At 61.5% G+C, this 15,336-nt stretch carries 15 protein-coding genes; 2 read left to right on the top strand and 13 right to left on the bottom strand.

The genetic code is table 11. The features are described 5' to 3' along the window. Window positions 1-5 precede the first annotated feature (5 nt). From RAS12_RS01475 to RAS12_RS01415, 13 genes are all read right to left on the bottom strand, one after another. Window positions 6-407 (bottom strand): DUF3613 domain-containing protein, encoded by a 402-nt coding sequence (locus tag RAS12_RS01475; RefSeq protein ID WP_306944729.1) that lies wholly within the window; start codon window positions 405-407, stop codon window positions 6-8. 22 nt (window positions 408-429) lie between these two features. Beyond that, the gene (locus RAS12_RS01470; RefSeq protein ID WP_371321238.1) at window positions 430-1,311 is read right to left on the bottom strand and encodes a tetratricopeptide repeat protein; all 882 of its coding nucleotides are present in this window, start codon (window positions 1,309-1,311) and stop codon (window positions 430-432) included. Continuing rightward, window positions 1,311-2,306: a type II secretion system F family protein gene (locus RAS12_RS01465; RefSeq protein ID WP_306944728.1), complete on the bottom strand. Its 996-nt coding sequence runs from the start codon at window positions 2,304-2,306 to the stop codon at window positions 1,311-1,313. The genes RAS12_RS01470 and RAS12_RS01465 overlap by 1 nt, the downstream gene beginning before the upstream one ends. An 11-nt stretch (window positions 2,307-2,317) precedes the next feature. Then, entirely contained in the window at window positions 2,318-3,241 is a 924-nt protein-coding gene (locus RAS12_RS01460; RefSeq protein WP_306944727.1) for a type II secretion system F family protein, read from the bottom strand. Then, entirely contained in the window at window positions 3,241-4,602 is a 1,362-nt protein-coding gene (locus RAS12_RS01455; protein WP_306944726.1) for a TadA family conjugal transfer-associated ATPase, read from the bottom strand. The genes RAS12_RS01460 and RAS12_RS01455 overlap by 1 nt, the downstream gene beginning before the upstream one ends. Before the next feature lie 43 nt (window positions 4,603-4,645). Next, window positions 4,646-5,983, bottom strand: coding sequence for a pilus assembly protein CpaE (locus RAS12_RS01450; RefSeq protein WP_306944725.1), 1,338 nt, complete (start codon window positions 5,981-5,983; stop codon window positions 4,646-4,648). Next, window positions 5,980-7,362, bottom strand: a complete 1,383-nt coding sequence (locus RAS12_RS01445) for a type II and III secretion system protein family protein (RefSeq protein WP_371321237.1) — start codon at window positions 7,360-7,362, stop codon at window positions 5,980-5,982. The genes RAS12_RS01450 and RAS12_RS01445 overlap by 4 nt, the downstream gene beginning before the upstream one ends. Before the next feature lie 64 nt (window positions 7,363-7,426). Continuing rightward, entirely contained in the window at window positions 7,427-8,389 is a 963-nt protein-coding gene (gene cpaB, locus RAS12_RS01440) for a Flp pilus assembly protein CpaB (RefSeq protein WP_306944724.1), read from the bottom strand. Further along, window positions 8,386-8,871 carry a TadE/TadG family type IV pilus assembly protein gene (locus RAS12_RS01435; protein ID WP_306944723.1) on the bottom strand — a complete coding sequence of 162 codons (486 nt, stop codon included), beginning with the start codon at window positions 8,869-8,871 and terminating at the stop codon, window positions 8,386-8,388. The genes cpaB and RAS12_RS01435 overlap by 4 nt, the downstream gene beginning before the upstream one ends. A 1-nt stretch (window position 8,872) precedes the next feature. After that, window positions 8,873-9,301: a TadE/TadG family type IV pilus assembly protein gene (locus tag RAS12_RS01430; protein ID WP_306944722.1), complete on the bottom strand. Its 429-nt coding sequence runs from the start codon at window positions 9,299-9,301 to the stop codon at window positions 8,873-8,875. Next, window positions 9,280-9,801, bottom strand: coding sequence for an A24 family peptidase (locus RAS12_RS01425; protein WP_306944721.1), 522 nt, complete (start codon window positions 9,799-9,801; stop codon window positions 9,280-9,282). The genes RAS12_RS01430 and RAS12_RS01425 overlap by 22 nt, the downstream gene beginning before the upstream one ends. Before the next feature lie 157 nt (window positions 9,802-9,958). Next, on the bottom strand, window positions 9,959-10,135 hold the full coding sequence (locus RAS12_RS01420; RefSeq protein ID WP_306944720.1) for a Flp family type IVb pilin: 177 nt from the start codon (window positions 10,133-10,135) through the stop codon (window positions 9,959-9,961). A 113-nt stretch (window positions 10,136-10,248) separates the two neighbouring features. After that, complete coding sequence (locus RAS12_RS01415) at window positions 10,249-11,079, bottom strand: MHYT domain-containing protein (RefSeq protein ID WP_306944719.1); 831 nt, start codon at window positions 11,077-11,079, stop codon at window positions 10,249-10,251. Between the two features lie 492 nt (window positions 11,080-11,571). Between RAS12_RS01415 and RAS12_RS01410 the strand changes: the two genes are divergently transcribed. Then, window positions 11,572-13,281 (top strand): ShlB/FhaC/HecB family hemolysin secretion/activation protein, encoded by a 1,710-nt coding sequence (locus RAS12_RS01410; RefSeq protein WP_371321236.1) that lies wholly within the window; start codon window positions 11,572-11,574, stop codon window positions 13,279-13,281. Window positions 13,282-13,626: 345 nt separating this feature from the next. After that, window positions 13,627-15,318, top strand: a complete 1,692-nt coding sequence (locus RAS12_RS01405; RefSeq protein WP_306944718.1) for a collagen-like triple helix repeat-containing protein — start codon at window positions 13,627-13,629, stop codon at window positions 15,316-15,318. Window positions 15,319-15,336 lie beyond the last annotated feature (18 nt).

Here is a 15,336-nt window from a genome sequence, read left to right as displayed (position 1 = left end):
AAGCTTTAATTGGTGTTCTTGGTGTCCACTCGTTTTTGAAACCACTCAGGAATGGGATGCGAGAAACTCTCCAGATAGCGGTTCCACGCCGCCGTCGACACGGGGCCCAATACCGGCAGCGCTGCGCCTGCCCGGCGCCCATCCGCTTGAGCCGCCAGCAAACCGCGTGTCACATCCCCAAAAGCTTCCTGGGGTTCTGGCGCGGCAGCGGCAGCGGGCGCCGCGGGTTGCGGCATCGGCGTCTGCACTTGCTGCACCACGGGCCGGTCAGGCATCTGCGCTGTCGGCACAGGCGCAGGCGCTTCGCTCGTCAAGGGCGCATTCGATTGCGCCAGGCAAGACAACGGCGCCAAAGCCAACAGCGCCACGCCCACGGTGAATGAACCAAGATTGCGGGAAAAAGACATGGTTATCTTCCTGGTTTCAGGGTTAGCGCACGATGGGTCCGTTGCTCAGGCCGTCCATCAACGGGCTCATCACGGGCACAACGGCTCCGCCTCCGGTAGATACCCGCGTAACGGGCTGGTCGGCCACAACCGGCACAGACGCCGCCGCCGGGGGCCGTTGATTACGGATTTCAGTGGCCATACGCAGCACTTGGCTGCGCGCTTCGTCGGTCATCTGCGCCTGCTCCATCAGCCGTTGGGCGCGCGCGGGTTCGCCTTGCACCAGCAACAACACGGCAAGATTGGCCAGCACCTTGCCGTTATCAGGCGCCAGTTCAGCCGCCTGCCCCAGCGGCACCCGGGCGCCCGCAGGATCGCCGGCACGCAGCCGCGCATAACCCAAGTCACCCAGAATGCGAGGGTCCATCGGAGACAGCTTGGCCGCACGCGCAAAATCGTCAGCCGCCTGATCGAACTGGCCACGCGCGCCTGCGATCAGACCCAGACCATGCCAGCCGTCGGCGGCCTGATCGGTTCCGAGCAGCGCGCGATACGCCTGCTCACTCATGACGGTCTGCCCAGTCTGCCGCAGCGCTTCCGCCCGCAGCACCGCTACCCGCGCATCATTGCCGTACTTCTGCTGGTAAGCCTCGATGTACGCCAGCGACGCGAAATAGCGTTCCTGGCGCTGCGCTTCGGCAATCATGGACAGCATCAGCTCCGGCTCTTTGGGCCGGCGCTTGCTATCGGCGTCTTCCTCTTTCTGCCGTGCCAGCGCCTGCTCTTGCTGTTGCTGCTGAATTACCTGCCAGGCGGATTCCGCGCTGTTGCTCTTGCATCCGGCCAACCCTGCAGCGCCCACGACGGCAGCGGCCATCAGGGTCCAGCGCCAGGCGCGTTGCGAACTTCCAATACCGCCAGCCATCACATGCCCCCCATACGCGACAAACCGCGCAACACCGCGATAAAACCTGCTCCGCCCGTAACGATCAACAGAGCAGGCAACAACGTCACGATCATGACTCCCGTCATCTTCACCGTGGTCTTTCCAACCTTCTCCTTCAATTCCAACCGGCGCTTGTCGCGCAGGCGTTCTCCAAAACGGTTCAAAGGCTCTTGCACGGCGCCGCCATGCTGATCCACTTGTGCGATCAAGCGGCAGATGGCGGACAGGTCATCGTTATCGAAACCAGCAGCCAACCGGGCCAGCGATTGCTCGCGGGTACGGCCGCGCACGTACAGTTCAGAGGCCAGCCGCAGTTCGTGCGACAGCACGGGCAGCACTTGGGCAAACTCTTTGATCAGCACCTGCATGCTTTGGTCGATGGACAAACCCACGCCTTGCAGCAGGCGCAGCAGGTCAATCAACAACGGCAGCTCATCGGCCGCCAAGCGCTGGCGGCGCTTCACACGCCGCCGGACAAACCACTTGGGCAGCATGTAGCCAATCGCAAAGCCCAGAAAGGCGGCAACGAACACGCCCAATGGCGAAGCAATCAGATTCCTGTGCAAATCCAGCGCAATGGCCGCGATGGGAAATAAAACCGCCAGGCCAAAACGGACGACGACAAATCGGGCGCGTGCCGTCGTGGGATTGGCGTAGCCCGCCATGTCCACCAGCTTGCGGTCTTCTGCGGCCATCAAAGTGTCGGCCAGCTTCCCTTCGCTCAGACGCTTGCCGAACGAATCCGCTGCGCGCGCGGCGGCCGCAAGCCTGCCCTGCCCGCCCTCCTCCGCCAAGGCTGGCGTCCCGCCGCGGTTTTGACGTGTGGCAAGCGCCTGATCGACGACCTGCCGGCTGCGGCCCTGCCCGCGCAGGCGCCGAGTCATGCTGAGTCCCAGGATCAGCAGCGCGGCGGCGACCAGCATCAGCGCCACGGCCAGTACGGTAGAGACATTCCAGGAGAGAAAGTGATCCATCTGCGCGCCCTTCAAATGGACTTGGCCATGCGATACAGCCAATAACATCCGCCCAGCTGCAAGAACACTGCGGTCAGCAGCATCTTGAAGCCCAGCGGGTCCTCCCACAAACCCATAAACAATTGGTTGTTCGCCACGATGATGAAGCCCGCAATGCCCACCGGCAGCAGGGCCAGAATCCATGCGGACAGGCGGACCTCGGCGGAACTGGCCGTCAATTCGTTGCGGGCCTGCGCCACGTCGCGCATAAACGCCGCCATGCGTTCCAACACCTGGTCACTGCGCCCGCCAAACCGCATGGCAAGCGACACCACGGCAGCCACCATATACAGCTCTTTCAAACCGTATTGGCGGGACACCTGCACCAGCGCCGCGTCCAACTCCTTGGCAGACCGGCTCAGGCTGGCAGCAGCTTCGACCACTTCCAGCAGGGGTTGATCGGTGGTCGCGGCAGCCGTTTGGAACGCCGCGCCCATGCTGTTGCCGATCGTGATCAGGCGAACGATGTTGTCCAGAAATGCAGGCAGTTGCGAGATCATGCGCCGTTGGCGTTTGTCCGCACGCAGCCAAAGCAAAAAATACGCCAGTACGGCCAGCATGATGAATGTCACGGCGCCGGACAAGGGCCCCAGGAACAGCCAGGCCAGTATTGCGCCAGCCACAACGGGCATGCCGATCTTGAAATAGAACCCCACGCTCTGGCGCACGCCCGCCAACAGCAGCAGCCGGTCCCAGCTGGAGAACCCGCTACGCATGGCGCGCGCGTTTTCGGCAAACGGCGTGCCGGCGGCCGTGTCGCGTCCACGTTTCAGCTGGTTATCCAGGAACGCCGAACTCGCCGCGCGGCGGGCGCCGCTATTGGCATGACGCCACAGCAGCACCGCCCCGACGGTAAGCACCAAGGCAAAGCCAGCCAGGACCAGGGCTTCCTGCATCAGCGCCTCCGGCTCCAGAATCCGCCGCCACCGCCATCGTGATCGTCCGGCGAGTTGTCCTGGTCGCGCGCCTCGTTGCGCATCTTGGCCAACTTGGGCGTATGCGGATGGATGCCAAGCCACTTCCAGCGGTCTTTTTCCTCGCCATCGGGCGTTGTAAAGATTTCGTGCCGGTAAAGCTCCTGCGTCGAAATGACGTTGTCGCCCATGCCCGTGACTTCCGTCACTGACAGCACGCGCCGCTTGCCGTTGGACAGGCGGCCGATCTGCACGATGAAGTCCAGCGCGCTGGCGATCTGCCGGCGCAAGCTATCTTCGCTGCCTTGAAATCCCGCAAAGCCCGCCAGCATCTCAATCCGGTACAGGCATTCGCGCGCGGAGTTGGCGTGAATAGTGGCCATCGATCCTTCGTGGCCAGTGTTCATGGCTTGCAGCATGTCCATGACTTCTGCGCCGCGCACTTCGCCAACCACGACCCGGTCGGGCCGCATCCGCAAGCTGTTGCGAATCAGTTCACGGATGCTGACCGCGCCGCTCCCATCAAAGCCGCCCTGGCGCGATTCAAGCCGCACCACATGCGGGTGATTTAGCGACAGTTCGGCGGTGTCCTCTACCGTAACCACGCGTTCCGTCTCGGGGATGAAAAACGCCAGTGCGTTCAGCAAAGATGTCTTGCCCGAACTGGTTCCGCCCGATACCAGCACGTTGCAACGGTTCTTCACGGCCTCATGCAGCAAGCGGTAAATCTCTTCGTCAAACGTGCCTAAAGTCAGCAAGTCGGCGGGCTTGAGCGGGTCTTGGCGGAACTTCCGGATCGACACCATCGGGCCGTCCACGGCCAGCGGCTCGATCACCACGTTCAAGCGCCCCCCGTCCGGCAGACGCGCGTCCACCATGGGGCTGGATTCGTCCAGGCGGCGGCCGATGGGCGCAAGAATGCGGCGCACGATGCGCAACACGTGCTGGTTGTCCGTGAACCTGAGCGTCTCGCGGGCCAGTACGCCCCGGCGCGACACAAACACATTGTCGTAGCCGTTGATCAGGATGTCTTCCACTGCCGGGTCCGCCAGCAGATCTTCCAGCGGTCCCAGGCCCGCCAGTTCTTTCGTCAGCGCTTCGGCAATTTGCCGCATTTCCCCTTCGTTGATCGGCACCCTGCGCAAACGCACAAAGCTGGCCACTTCGATGTCCACGAATTCCTGGATCGCGGAACGTGCCCAGCGGCCAAACTCCGCCCCCAATTCCTCGATACGGGACAGCAAGTGTTCATACGCCGCCGTTTTCACTTCCTGAAAGCGGTTCGACGTCGTGAATCCCTTGTCGCCGTCGCCGCCAAATTCTATGGTCGCTGTCATGATCATGTGGGTGTCCGCCGCCGTTCCTGTGTACGCTGCTGCCTGTCTATCAATCGACAATCATGCGGCGATGCACGCCGGGCAGCCAGGTGGCCAGCCAGCTCGCCCGCCCGCCGGGCGTGTTCTCTTCTGCGCTAAGTTTTTCCGCCAGCGTCTGCACGGCGCGCACGTAGACGTCGCGCTCCGCTTCCTCGTGCAGCAAATGACCCTGATTGGTGCAGACCATCAGCGCCAACGTGCGATCGGGCAAGGTGCCAACCAGCTCCAGCTGGAAGCGGTCGGCGATTTGCTGCGCGGTCATGCCGTAGCGTTCGTCGTAGCGGTTGACGATCAAACCCAGGCTGCGGCGGTCCACGTGCAGTTGCTCAAGTTCTTGCAGCAAACCTGCCAGCGACACCAGCGCCCCCACGCTCTGGTCCGTCACAATCCAGTTCTGCTGAGAGGCGCGCGCCAAACCGGCCACGAATTCAGGATTGGTAAAGCCGCCGGAATCGGCAACCACCACGCCAAAGTGCTGGCGCAGCCGCTCAAACACCAATAGCGAATCCGATTGGGACACATCGCGCATCTGGTTCAGATCACGCGGCAAGGCAAGAACGCTCAGGCCATTGGCGGTGTGCGCCATCGCCGATCCCAACAGCGTGGAATCCAGGCGGCGCAGGTTGCGGGCCGCTTCGGCAAAATCAAAATCGCTGCCGATATTCAAATAGAGCTGGCAATCACCTACCGGCCAGCCCAGGTCCATGAGCGCCACGCGGCTGGATAGCGGCAACATTGCGCCCGCCTCCGCCGGCTTGACTGCTTTGGCGCCGCTGGCTGCGGCGCGCTGGGAATACATGTGCTTCAAGCGGTCCTGCACCATGCCGCTCAAATGCACGGCCAGCGTGCTTGTGCCCACGCCAGGACGCGCGCCCAATAGCAAGACACTGCGGCGCGAGCCGTCCATACGCCCGCCGCCCGCGGGCAGGTCCAGCAAGCGTTGCACGACATCTTTGACTTCTTGCGGCGCAACGCTCGGATCCACAAAATCGCTGACCCCCGCCCGCAGCGCAGCGATTGCGCCTTCTGGCTGACTCAACAAACCCACCGCCACGCGCGGCACCGTGGGCGCAATTCGCGCCAGCAACCGCGCCAGCTCGGCGGATTTGAAGAGTTTTCCAGGTTCGTCTTCGCTCAGGGTGAAGTCCAGAAACACCACCTGGGGCGCTATCTCCGCCAGGCGCCGCGCCAGTTCTTCTATGCTGGGCGTTTCCTGGGTCAACATTCCCATGTCGCCTAAAGCCTGACCCAGCAGCGTGGCAACGCCATCGCCCTTGGAGCAAAACAGGAACCGCTTGCCGTTTTGCAGGCCCACCCACTCGCTGGCATGTGTTTTCATATTGCTCACCGTGAGAATCCCGGCATTTGTTGACCGCCGGCTGGGCCCATCAAGTAATAGCCCCAAGCGTTATACGTAGAATCCGCCTGCTCTTGCCGCCCCCCAGGCAACGGCAGCGTGACGCCGCGCGCAATGGGACGAACCAGCCGCGGAGTCACCACGATGACCAGCTCGGTGTCCTCTTGCGAATAGTCCACACTACGGAAAAATGCGCCGATGATGGGCAGGTCACCCAGCATCGGAACCTTGTTCACCATCGCCTTGGTCTGGCGCGACACCAAACCGCTGATCACAAAGCTTTCGCCGTCGCCCAGTTCAACGGTCGTATCCGCTCGGCGCGTGCGCAAAGCGGGGATGATGGTGCTGGCTTCGTTGCTGGTGTTGATGACAATGCCGTTGCTGTAGTCCAGCTCGCTCGCCTCTGGCGCAACCTTCAACGAAATGCGGTCACGCGACAGTACGGTCGGTGTCACGGTCAGGCCGATGCCGAAGGGCTTGAACGCAACCGTCACCGTGCCCAAGCCACCGGATTCTGGAATGGGTAGCTCGCCGCCCGCCAGGAAGCTGGCGCTTTGACCCGTCAATGCCACCAGTGTGGGCTCTGCCAACACGCGCGCCATGCCATTGCTTTGCAACAGACGCAAGCGCGCGGAAAAGTTGTTGGAGTCATAGAACAGCGAAAAACCAGAAGCCAATACTCCGCCCTGCGCGAATCCCAAAGGGGCGGCCGCGCCTGACGGTGTCGTGGAGCTGATACCGCCCCATGGGCCACTGCGGCCAGCGAAGCTGATGCCTGCTTCTTTCATGACGGAGCGTGACACCTCAACGACCTTCACTTCCACCTGCACGACGCCGCCAGTGCCTGCGGTGGAGACATCCACCACGTTCTTGTCGCCCACGGCCGAGGCAGCCGCAGCGGCTGCCGCCACCTGCGCGAGCGGGGTTTCAGCATGGCCGGACACCACCGCCCGGTCGCCTGCAATATCGACATTTGGCCCGCCAGTCATACCGCGGCCGGCCAACGCCGCTTGCACGCTGCTGGCGACACGCACCGTCCAGACCTGCGGCACGGCGTTATTTCCTGTCCAGATCTGCAACTGCGTGGTGCCAGCCTTCTTGCCATAGAGCAGCACCGAACCAGCGCGCTTGCCGGACGAAGCCAGTATCTTCACATCGGCCACATCCGGGTCGCCGATGGCGATGCGGCTGGGCGCGCCGCCATCCAGCATGAGGGATTGCTGGCCTTTCACAGCCACAGCGATATCACGGACGGGCGCGTTGGCCCCGGACACGGCCGTGGCGGTTTGGGCCAGGCTGACGACACCGTAGGTCATCGTTGCTGCGGCCGACAGGACGCAGATCAAAGTGGTGCGCTGATATCTCTTCATTTGCTGGATCTAGTTACTTTGAAAGGTCCAGCCGCGGGCGGCACCTAGCCACGCGCAGCCACGTTCAATAACGCACGCGCTCGGATTTATCTCCTCGGACGATTTCCACGGTTCTGCCCCCACCCGTACTTGAGCCGCGATTGGAATTGGCAACCGGCCGGGCCGCAGGGGCCGACCCGTCCAACTGAACAAGGCTATCGCCTGCGTAAGCCCGGTTCGGGCCAGATAGCAGCGCTTCGCGCTGCGCTGGCGTCAGGTCCGCACGAACCGGCAAGACGGCGGTGCGTTGCACGAAGAGTGCGGTGTCGGGCACGTTGTCGTCGCCAATCGGGCGCAGTGCCAGTTGCAAACGCCCGGCGCGGCTGGCCAGCATCAATTCGTTGACTTGCTCCACAGGCACAGCCAGCACAGCGGTTCTGGCGGGCGGCGCTGGCGCGCCTTGTTGCGGCAGCGCCCGTTCATCCGGACCATCCACCGATGTGCCGCCATACGCCAGCACACGCACTTGCGACTGAAGCAAACGCGCCTGCCCCATGGTCACTTCCCCGCTTTTCTCGACCATGAAAAACACGTCCACCGCATCACCCGGCCGGATACGATTGCCGCCACCGATCACCTCATCCACCGCGATGGCCACCGCGCGCTCGCCAGGCTTTAGCTGGCGGGCAAGCCCTTGTGCCAGCAAGCTGGGAAGAATGGGGTCGCCCAGAGCGATGTCGACACGTGCAACCGCCCCTTCAAGCGGCTTTACGGAATCGAAACTATTCGAGAGCGCGACCTGCCACTTCGACACTGTGAGCATTGAATCCGCTTCGATACGCGTGCCCGCGGGAATGCCCTTTGCCGCCACGACCACATCATGGAACGTCATGGACGGCGCGGCGGGCGCGTCAACTGGCGCACTCGCCACGGGCGCCGGTCCCGCCGGAGGCGTCGCAGGTTGTGAAGCCAAACGCCAGGCCAGGAAGGCCAGCACCAGACCCGCCACCAACAAAATGCCCGCGATGATTTTGCTCAGACTGCTCATGGTGTCCCTTGCGATATCTGCACGACGGCTTTCGACGACAACTTGCTGGGAATCCAGTCCTTGTTCGTACCGGGCAACAGCGCAATGAACGCTTTCATGGTTGCCAGCAAGGGCCAGGATTGGGTGTTGTAGGTCATGGCGACTGTGGCGCAGTTGGCCGTCTGGCCGCCGGCTCCCGCCCAGGCGCAAGGGGTGCGCGACGTGGCGCAGAGCACAGCCGATCCGGTGGAAAACACGCTCATCGCGGCCTTGCAGGCCTCGCCTTGCACATCTGTCTTGCCGCTGATCTGCGCATAGACTGCCGCACGCGCGCCTTCGGACGCCGCCGATGCCAACTGCTGCTGCATCCAGAACAGCACGCCATAACCGACCACGGCGCAGATGAAGATCAGCAGCATGGTCATCGTCAACGAGAATTCCAGCGCGGCGATTCCACGCTGGCGGATTGACTGTCGGCAGATTCGGAACACGGGTGCAGACATGTCAGCCCCCCACACCCAACGTATTACCCAGGTGCACGGTGGCGCGGGCGCTCAACACACTGGACGCGGGCATCAGAACCGTCTTCAACAAGGGCACCGACGGTATCAGCGGATGCGCGCCGTAGGCATAGGACACCGTCACTTCAATCTGGTCCAGCGCCAAAGGTTGCCCGCTGCATGTCCCGCCCGCGCTGCTGCTTAATGTGCCCGAGCTGCTGCAAACAGCCACCTTGACTGGCGCCGAGGACATCGACGCGATCCAACTGGCGATCGACAGCGCGGTGTCGCGGCCGGCGTTGGCCCGGGCGGCAAGAGATGTGGTTCCTGCTTGCCATTGCAGCACGGCGCGCGCGCCATCTTGAGCGGCAAGCGTGACGGAATTCTGAGCAAGGAATACCAGCGAATACGTCAGGATGCCGTAGAGCACCATGAAAAACACCACGAATACCAAACCGAATTCAAGGGAATAAGAGCCACGCTGAGCGCGGCGATACCCATGTACATGGCGTAGGGCAGCTGACGCGCCCGATGAGTCAACGCCCAGTAGCGCGAAACGGCCAGGTATGTCACGGCGTGCAAACCGGCCAGCAGGCTTGCTATCACCAGCACCATCATCAACGGTGCAAAACCCAACAGCAGCCCAAGAATGGCAATGGCTTTGATATCGCCCGCGCCCATCCAGCGGCGGCCCCACAACAGAAGAAACGGCACGGCAGCCAGAAACCCGGCCAGTGTCATCTGCCATCCCGTCCAGCGAGGCGGGTAGTGCCATCCCGGCACGAGCGCCGCTGCCAGCAGCCACAGGAGCTGCGCCGCGAACCCCACCACGATCAACGTATTGGGAACGCGGCGATAGCGCAGATCGTTGTAGATCAGCACCAGATTCCAGCTTGCGAACAGCAGCCACCACAGCACTTCCCCTGGATACAAGGCAGGACCTTCTGATATTCAGATTCAACGGCAGGGCGTGTTCATCCAGACGAACCCCAATCCCTGTCAAACGCACAATGTTTGCAGCCAGATACGCGCCGCGACGACGCTAGATGCAAGCGTCCATCGCGGCACGCAGAGGGTACCCGCTTACGCCTTAGGTTTTGGCAGCGTCAAGCTTGGCGCCAAGGGCCTTGAACATATCGCCCAGGGCGGTACTGAACGTGCCCACCGCAGCGATCAGCGCAACCGCCACGAGTCCCGCAATCAACCCATATTCCAGGGCGGTGATGCCATCTTCATCGTTCCAGAACTGCGCAAGTTTCGCCTTCATGTCGAGCTCCTAAGTCTCGATTGATAATTGAGCTGCGCCTTCAGACGCCAGCCCCCTAAACCCGGAGCAGCCTGAATACTGGTATGCAGCGCACCAGCTCAGTCCGGGCCTTGCTAACCCGGCCCAACCGTGGAACCCGGCAGCTTGCCCGGGTCCGACGTTGGCGCCGAATCAATGAACGAGTCGATCCGTTGTGCCATGCGCACGCGAAAACGGTTCGAAGCTCGTTGCAGCTGCCACCGCATGATCAGCAAGACCACGGCAGACAGCACGAAAGCGATATAAGGCAGCATGAGCCCGCCAATTTGCAGGCTGGAAAAGTCACGAGGGGCTGTGCAGATAACCGTGCCGGCCGCAGCACCCGTGTAGTGCATGCCGCACACGGCTATTGCCATCAAAATGGCGGCTCCGGCACGCTGAAACTCATTCTGAGTATTGAAAGCCAGCCAGAGCGCGGCTGCTGCGGCAACTACGGCGATAAACACCGATAAAACAACGATCGGCAAGTTCCAAATCAATACTGCCGGCATGCGCATGGCGCCCATACCCAAATAATGCATGGCCGCTACGCCGAGACCGGCCGCCACGCCGCCCACCAGGCAACGCAAAAACGTGAAGCGGTCGCGGCCGACATACCAGAAAGCCCAGCCGGAAAAACCTGCGGCAACGAAAAAGCTGAGTATGGTCAAACCGACCTGATAACCGACTTCAAAGGGCAGATCCTGGGCCTGCATACCAATGAAATGCATGCTCCAGATACCTACGCCGCCCATCGCCACGGCGCCGATGAGGATGTAGCCAATGCGGATCTCGCCATCCTGCGTTTCAGTGCGGATGCCGACTGCCGCCAACAGCGCCACGTAGGACCCAAGCACAGCGGTCAAGAATGACAGCGCCACGAGACCGCCGTTGAATGAAAGCGGAACGATATCGCCCGGGTTCATGAGCGGCCCCAGCGAAATAATCTGCGATCCCTGCGCACAGCGACGTGGCTGGCGCGTTTGATATTGCGGTCATCCTCGCCCATCTGGTGGACTCCCGGTAGCCCATATAGCCGATGTGTTTTTGATACGTTTATATAGTCTTATCTATTAACATTTAATACACATCAGGGTTTCTACTAATATTCGCAATACTGCGGCATCGGACTTGTAACTATTGCACTGAAAATTGCATGAATCTTATTAAAAACCGCTAGTTAACCCTGACATATCGTATATGCATCTATGACAAAAAAATTATCAATGTTGTTATCCTGCTGTTTCCAGCCGGTCACAATGAAATAAATTGTCATTATCAAGGGGCGCTGGCACCATACCGCCTGTGGCGTACGGAAACAGTTTCGTATCAATGCTATGTCCCCTTATTCAATTGGTATTTATTAAATAGCGGCTGATTAACGGGGTCAGGCCAGCAGCTTGAGAGATATAAAAGGCATGAGACGCACGTTCCCGGCAAGTTCGCTAACCCTCTCGCTTATCTGCACTCTCACCTTCAGCGCCAACGCGTTGGCGGATGGCCCGCTACGGGGCAACCCCGTAGACGCAATGCCGCAATTGGAACGCCCCCCCAGCGCCAACCAGCCTCCTCCGGTGGTGCAGACCGCCACGCCCGAGCAAATGGCGTTGCAGGCCAGGCTTGCCCAGCGCATCGTGCCGCGCAACTTTGATGTCAGCGGTGTGCATGCCATTCCGTTTGAACAAGTGACCGCCATCCTCACCCCTTTGTCAGGCAAGGAAATCAGCCTGGGCGAGTTGGTGCAGCAGGTTGACAGGATCACTCAGCTCTATCGCGATAATGGCTTTCCGCTGTCCTTCGCCCTGGTGCAGAACCAGACGTTCGCCAATGGCCTGGTCGTGGTGACTGTGGTCGAGGGTTATATCGGCAACGTGCGGATCGAAGGCGATATCGGCAATGCGCAAGACCGCCTTGAAACGCTTGCAGGCCCTCTGAAAGAAGACCGGCCTTTGAAGCAGGCCACGCTGGAACGCCAGCTGAATCTGATGCGTACCGTGCCGGGCGTGAAGTTCACGCCCAATCTCGATCTGCCCCGCCGCGCCGACGGCGCGACGGAACTGGTCTTGACTGCCAGCCGGCAGCCGGTCAGTTTGACGGGTGGCGTCGCCGATCTGGGCACAGGCATGCAGCCCTTGGTCAATATGGCCACCAACAGCCTGACACCGCTGGGCGAACAGGTGAAGCTGACCGCCGCCGTGCCATTCAATACCGATGATGTGAAATATGTGATGGGCGAAATCCGTGTGCCCATCGGGCCGGATGGCTTGGCGATCAAGGTCGACGGCTATCACTACGATGCAAAGCCCAAGGATGACGCAATCGAATACCTGGGCTTTGAGCGGCGTGTAAAAAACGATCGTATCGGCGTTGGCGTGAGCTACCCCTTCTTGTTGAACAACACCCGCTCACTCACCGGCACGATGGGCGTCTACGCCGCCAATTCGAAAGACCGGTATGACTCCCGCACAACGGATCGCTGGCTCCAGCAAGACGCGCGTGTGCGTGCGGCCAACGTTGAGCTGCGCTACATCCAGGTGTCAGAAACCAAATCGACCGATGTGACGCTAGCGGTGGCCAAGGGTTTCGATGCCGCCGGGGCCAAGAAGGATATCTCCACCAACTACGGATACTCAGCCACACCTATCCTGGACCTTGATTTCACCCGCTACAACCTGAACGCCAAGCAAACCTTTCTGCTGCCTGCCCAATTTGGCCTGACCTTGTCGGGCGCGGCGCAATACTCCAGCAATATTCTGCCTTCGTCCGAACAAGTGTCTTTCGGCAGTTGGCGTTACGCCATGGGTTATGCGCAAGGGGAACAAAGCGGCGACAAAGGCGTCGGGGTTTCGGCCGAGATCAACCGCAGGTTCGGTACTGGCTGGGAGTATCTATCCAGCGTTCAGCCGTATGCGTTGGTCGACTACGCCCGCACTTGGTACAACAACAAGGGGTTGCAAGAGCTGAATCAAAGACACCTGTCGTCGGTGGCGCTGGGTATCCGTTTCACGGACGATAAATACTATCTGTTCGATTTCAACGTGGCCAAGCCCGTCGGTTCAGCCACCGTCAACAATGATCGTGACGTCCGCTTCAATGCGAACTACTCGTTGTTCTACGACGCGTTCTGACGCCGTCCCTATATCGTTCACGCCAGCGCCTGTGTTTAGAACAGGCGCTTTTTTTTGCCTGTTCCAAACACGACGTTACGTAACGTCGCCCGTAACGTAACGGGCGATAGACCGTCATTCGTAACATTCGCAGGGTTTTTACGGTCGCAAAAGTACGGTTTTCCCAATAGGGGTATAAACCCTAGGAATAAATACTAAGCCATTGATTTAATTGATTTTTATTAAATGAAATTATCAGAAAAAAATCAATTAAAGGCCATCGTGAAAAATATTGGCACGGTTTATGCATGTAGAGCTGTATCGGGCAGTTTCATCGCCTGACTCATCCAACCGAAGGAGCTCGCCATGTATACCAAGATCGACGCACATCGCATGCAACGTATTCTGACTTCCACCGTCATGGCAGCTGCTCTGATGAGCGCCTTGGCTGCTTGCGGTGGCGGCGGCGGCGGAAGCAAGTCCGCAGGCCTGCCCGGCACGGTTATCCCGACGAACCCCGGTGGCTCCAATCCCACCAATCCCACCAACCCGACCAATCCCACTAATCCCACCACCCCGACTGACCCGACGACCCCCACCAATCCGGTTACCACCGGCCTGTTGCAAACGACGTTGGGCAATACCGGCAATGCGGTCGATAACACGCTGCCGTTAAATCTGGGCACGACGCTCGGCGGCGTGGGCAAGGCGCTAGATCCGACGATTAAGCCGGTAGCCGATACCGTAGTGGGTCTGACACAGCAAATCGGCGCAACTACCGGTTTGGGTCAACCGGTTGATGGCACGGTTAAACAAGTGGGCGGCCTGGTCAGCGATCTGGGCGCCACGGTCAAGGGCGCCGGACTGCCGGGCGGACTGAGCACCGGCGTAGGCGGTCTGGTGGATGGCCTGGGCAAGACGGTGGCCAGCACCGGTGGCCTGTTGAATGCCAGTGCGAACAATCCGCAGCCCTTGACGACGGTGTTGGGGAATGCGACCAACGCGGTCGGCGCCTTGACGGCTGGGCTGTCTGGCCAAGGCGGCCTCTTGAACCCTTTGACGCAAGCCGCTGGTGGCATCACTGGAGGCGTGCTGGGCGGACCATCCACCCCGCTGCTGGAACCAGCGCTGGGCAACGTGGGCAAGTCCGTAGACAACGTGTTGCCGCTGGGCCTGCAACCCACTCTGGCGGGTCTGGGCGCAGCAGTTGACCCCACTGCAAGCCCCCTGGGCCGCACGGTAGTCGGCCTGACGCAGCAAGTCGGCGCAACGACCCAGCTCGGCGCCCCAGTCGCTGGCTTGTTGACGAGCCTGGGTGGCACCGTGGCCAACGCGGGCGGCTCGCTGCCTGGCGGCGCTGCTGGCCTGAACGGCGTGCTGCAAGGCCTGGGCGGCGCAGTCTCCAGTGCAGGCGGTCTGCTCAACGCTACGCCGGGTAACACCAACCCGCTGGGCGCAACATTGGCAAACGCCACCGGCGCCGTGGCTTCGTTGACCGGCGGTTTGGGCTTGGGTGGCGTAACAGGCGGCCTCACTGGCGGCGCTGGCGGCTCGGGCGGCTTGCTCAGTCCCATCACGGGCATCCTGGGCGGTGTCGGCGGCGTGGGTGGAACGCCTGTAGCCGGTGGCGCTGGCGGCTTGCTGGCTCCAGTGACGGGTCTGTTGGGCGGCGTGACGGGCGCAGTGGGCGGCGCAACGGGCGCCACGGCAAATGGCGGCCTGTTGGGTGGTTTGCTGGGTGGCGTGACGGGTGGAGCAACGGGCGGTGCTGGAGGGGGTGCTTCTGGCGGCGCGAACAATGGCGGCTTGCTCGGCGGGCTGGTGGGCGGCGTGATCGGCGGTGGCGTGTCGGTGGGTGCGACGACGGGCACGGGTGCCGGCGCGGGGGTTAGTGCCGGCGGCAGCGCCGGTGGCGGCGCCGCAGCAGGGGCGAGCAACGGCGGGTTGCTGGGCGGTCTGCTCGGCGGCGTGACGGGCAGCGCGGGCACGACCACAGGCGGCGCGGCGAACGGCGGTTTGCTCGGTGGCCTGTTGGGCGGCCTCTCGGCCAAGAAGTGATCCACCACCACATCCGTT

The organism is Achromobacter seleniivolatilans (assembly GCF_030864005.1).
Taxonomy (GTDB): Bacteria; Pseudomonadota; Gammaproteobacteria; order Burkholderiales; family Burkholderiaceae_B; genus Achromobacter; species Achromobacter seleniivolatilans.
This window is presented reverse-complemented; position numbering and strand designations above follow the sequence as displayed.

Excerpts from the sequence above, each read along its gene's own strand:
- RAS12_RS01475 (WP_306944729.1), bottom strand. The coding sequence starts at position 407 with ATGTCTTTTTCCCGCAATCTTGGTTCATTCACCGTGGGCGTGGCGCTG.
- RAS12_RS01470 (WP_371321238.1), bottom strand. The coding sequence starts at position 1,311 with ATGGCTGGCGGTATTGGAAGTTCGCAACGCGCCTGGCGCTGGACCCTG.
- RAS12_RS01465 (WP_306944728.1), bottom strand. The coding sequence starts at position 2,306 with ATGGATCACTTTCTCTCCTGGAATGTCTCTACCGTACTGGCCGTGGCG.
- RAS12_RS01460 (WP_306944727.1), bottom strand. The coding sequence starts at position 3,241 with ATGCAGGAAGCCCTGGTCCTGGCTGGCTTTGCCTTGGTGCTTACCGTC.
- RAS12_RS01455 (WP_306944726.1), bottom strand. The coding sequence starts at position 4,602 with ATGATCATGACAGCGACCATAGAATTTGGCGGCGACGGCGACAAGGGA.
- RAS12_RS01445 (WP_371321237.1), bottom strand. The coding sequence starts at position 7,362 with ATGAAGAGATATCAGCGCACCACTTTGATCTGCGTCCTGTCGGCCGCA.
- cpaB (WP_306944724.1), bottom strand. The coding sequence starts at position 8,389 with ATGAGCAGTCTGAGCAAAATCATCGCGGGCATTTTGTTGGTGGCGGGT.
- RAS12_RS01435 (WP_306944723.1), bottom strand. The coding sequence starts at position 8,871 with ATGTCTGCACCCGTGTTCCGAATCTGCCGACAGTCAATCCGCCAGCGT.
- RAS12_RS01430 (WP_306944722.1), bottom strand. The coding sequence starts at position 9,301 with ATGGTGCTCTACGGCATCCTGACGTATTCGCTGGTATTCCTTGCTCAG.
- RAS12_RS01420 (WP_306944720.1), bottom strand. The coding sequence starts at position 10,135 with ATGAAGGCGAAACTTGCGCAGTTCTGGAACGATGAAGATGGCATCACC.
- RAS12_RS01415 (WP_306944719.1), bottom strand. The coding sequence starts at position 11,079 with ATGAACCCGGGCGATATCGTTCCGCTTTCATTCAACGGCGGTCTCGTG.
- RAS12_RS01410 (WP_371321236.1), top strand. The coding sequence starts at position 11,572 with ATGAGACGCACGTTCCCGGCAAGTTCGCTAACCCTCTCGCTTATCTGC.
- RAS12_RS01405 (WP_306944718.1), top strand. The coding sequence starts at position 13,627 with ATGTATACCAAGATCGACGCACATCGCATGCAACGTATTCTGACTTCC.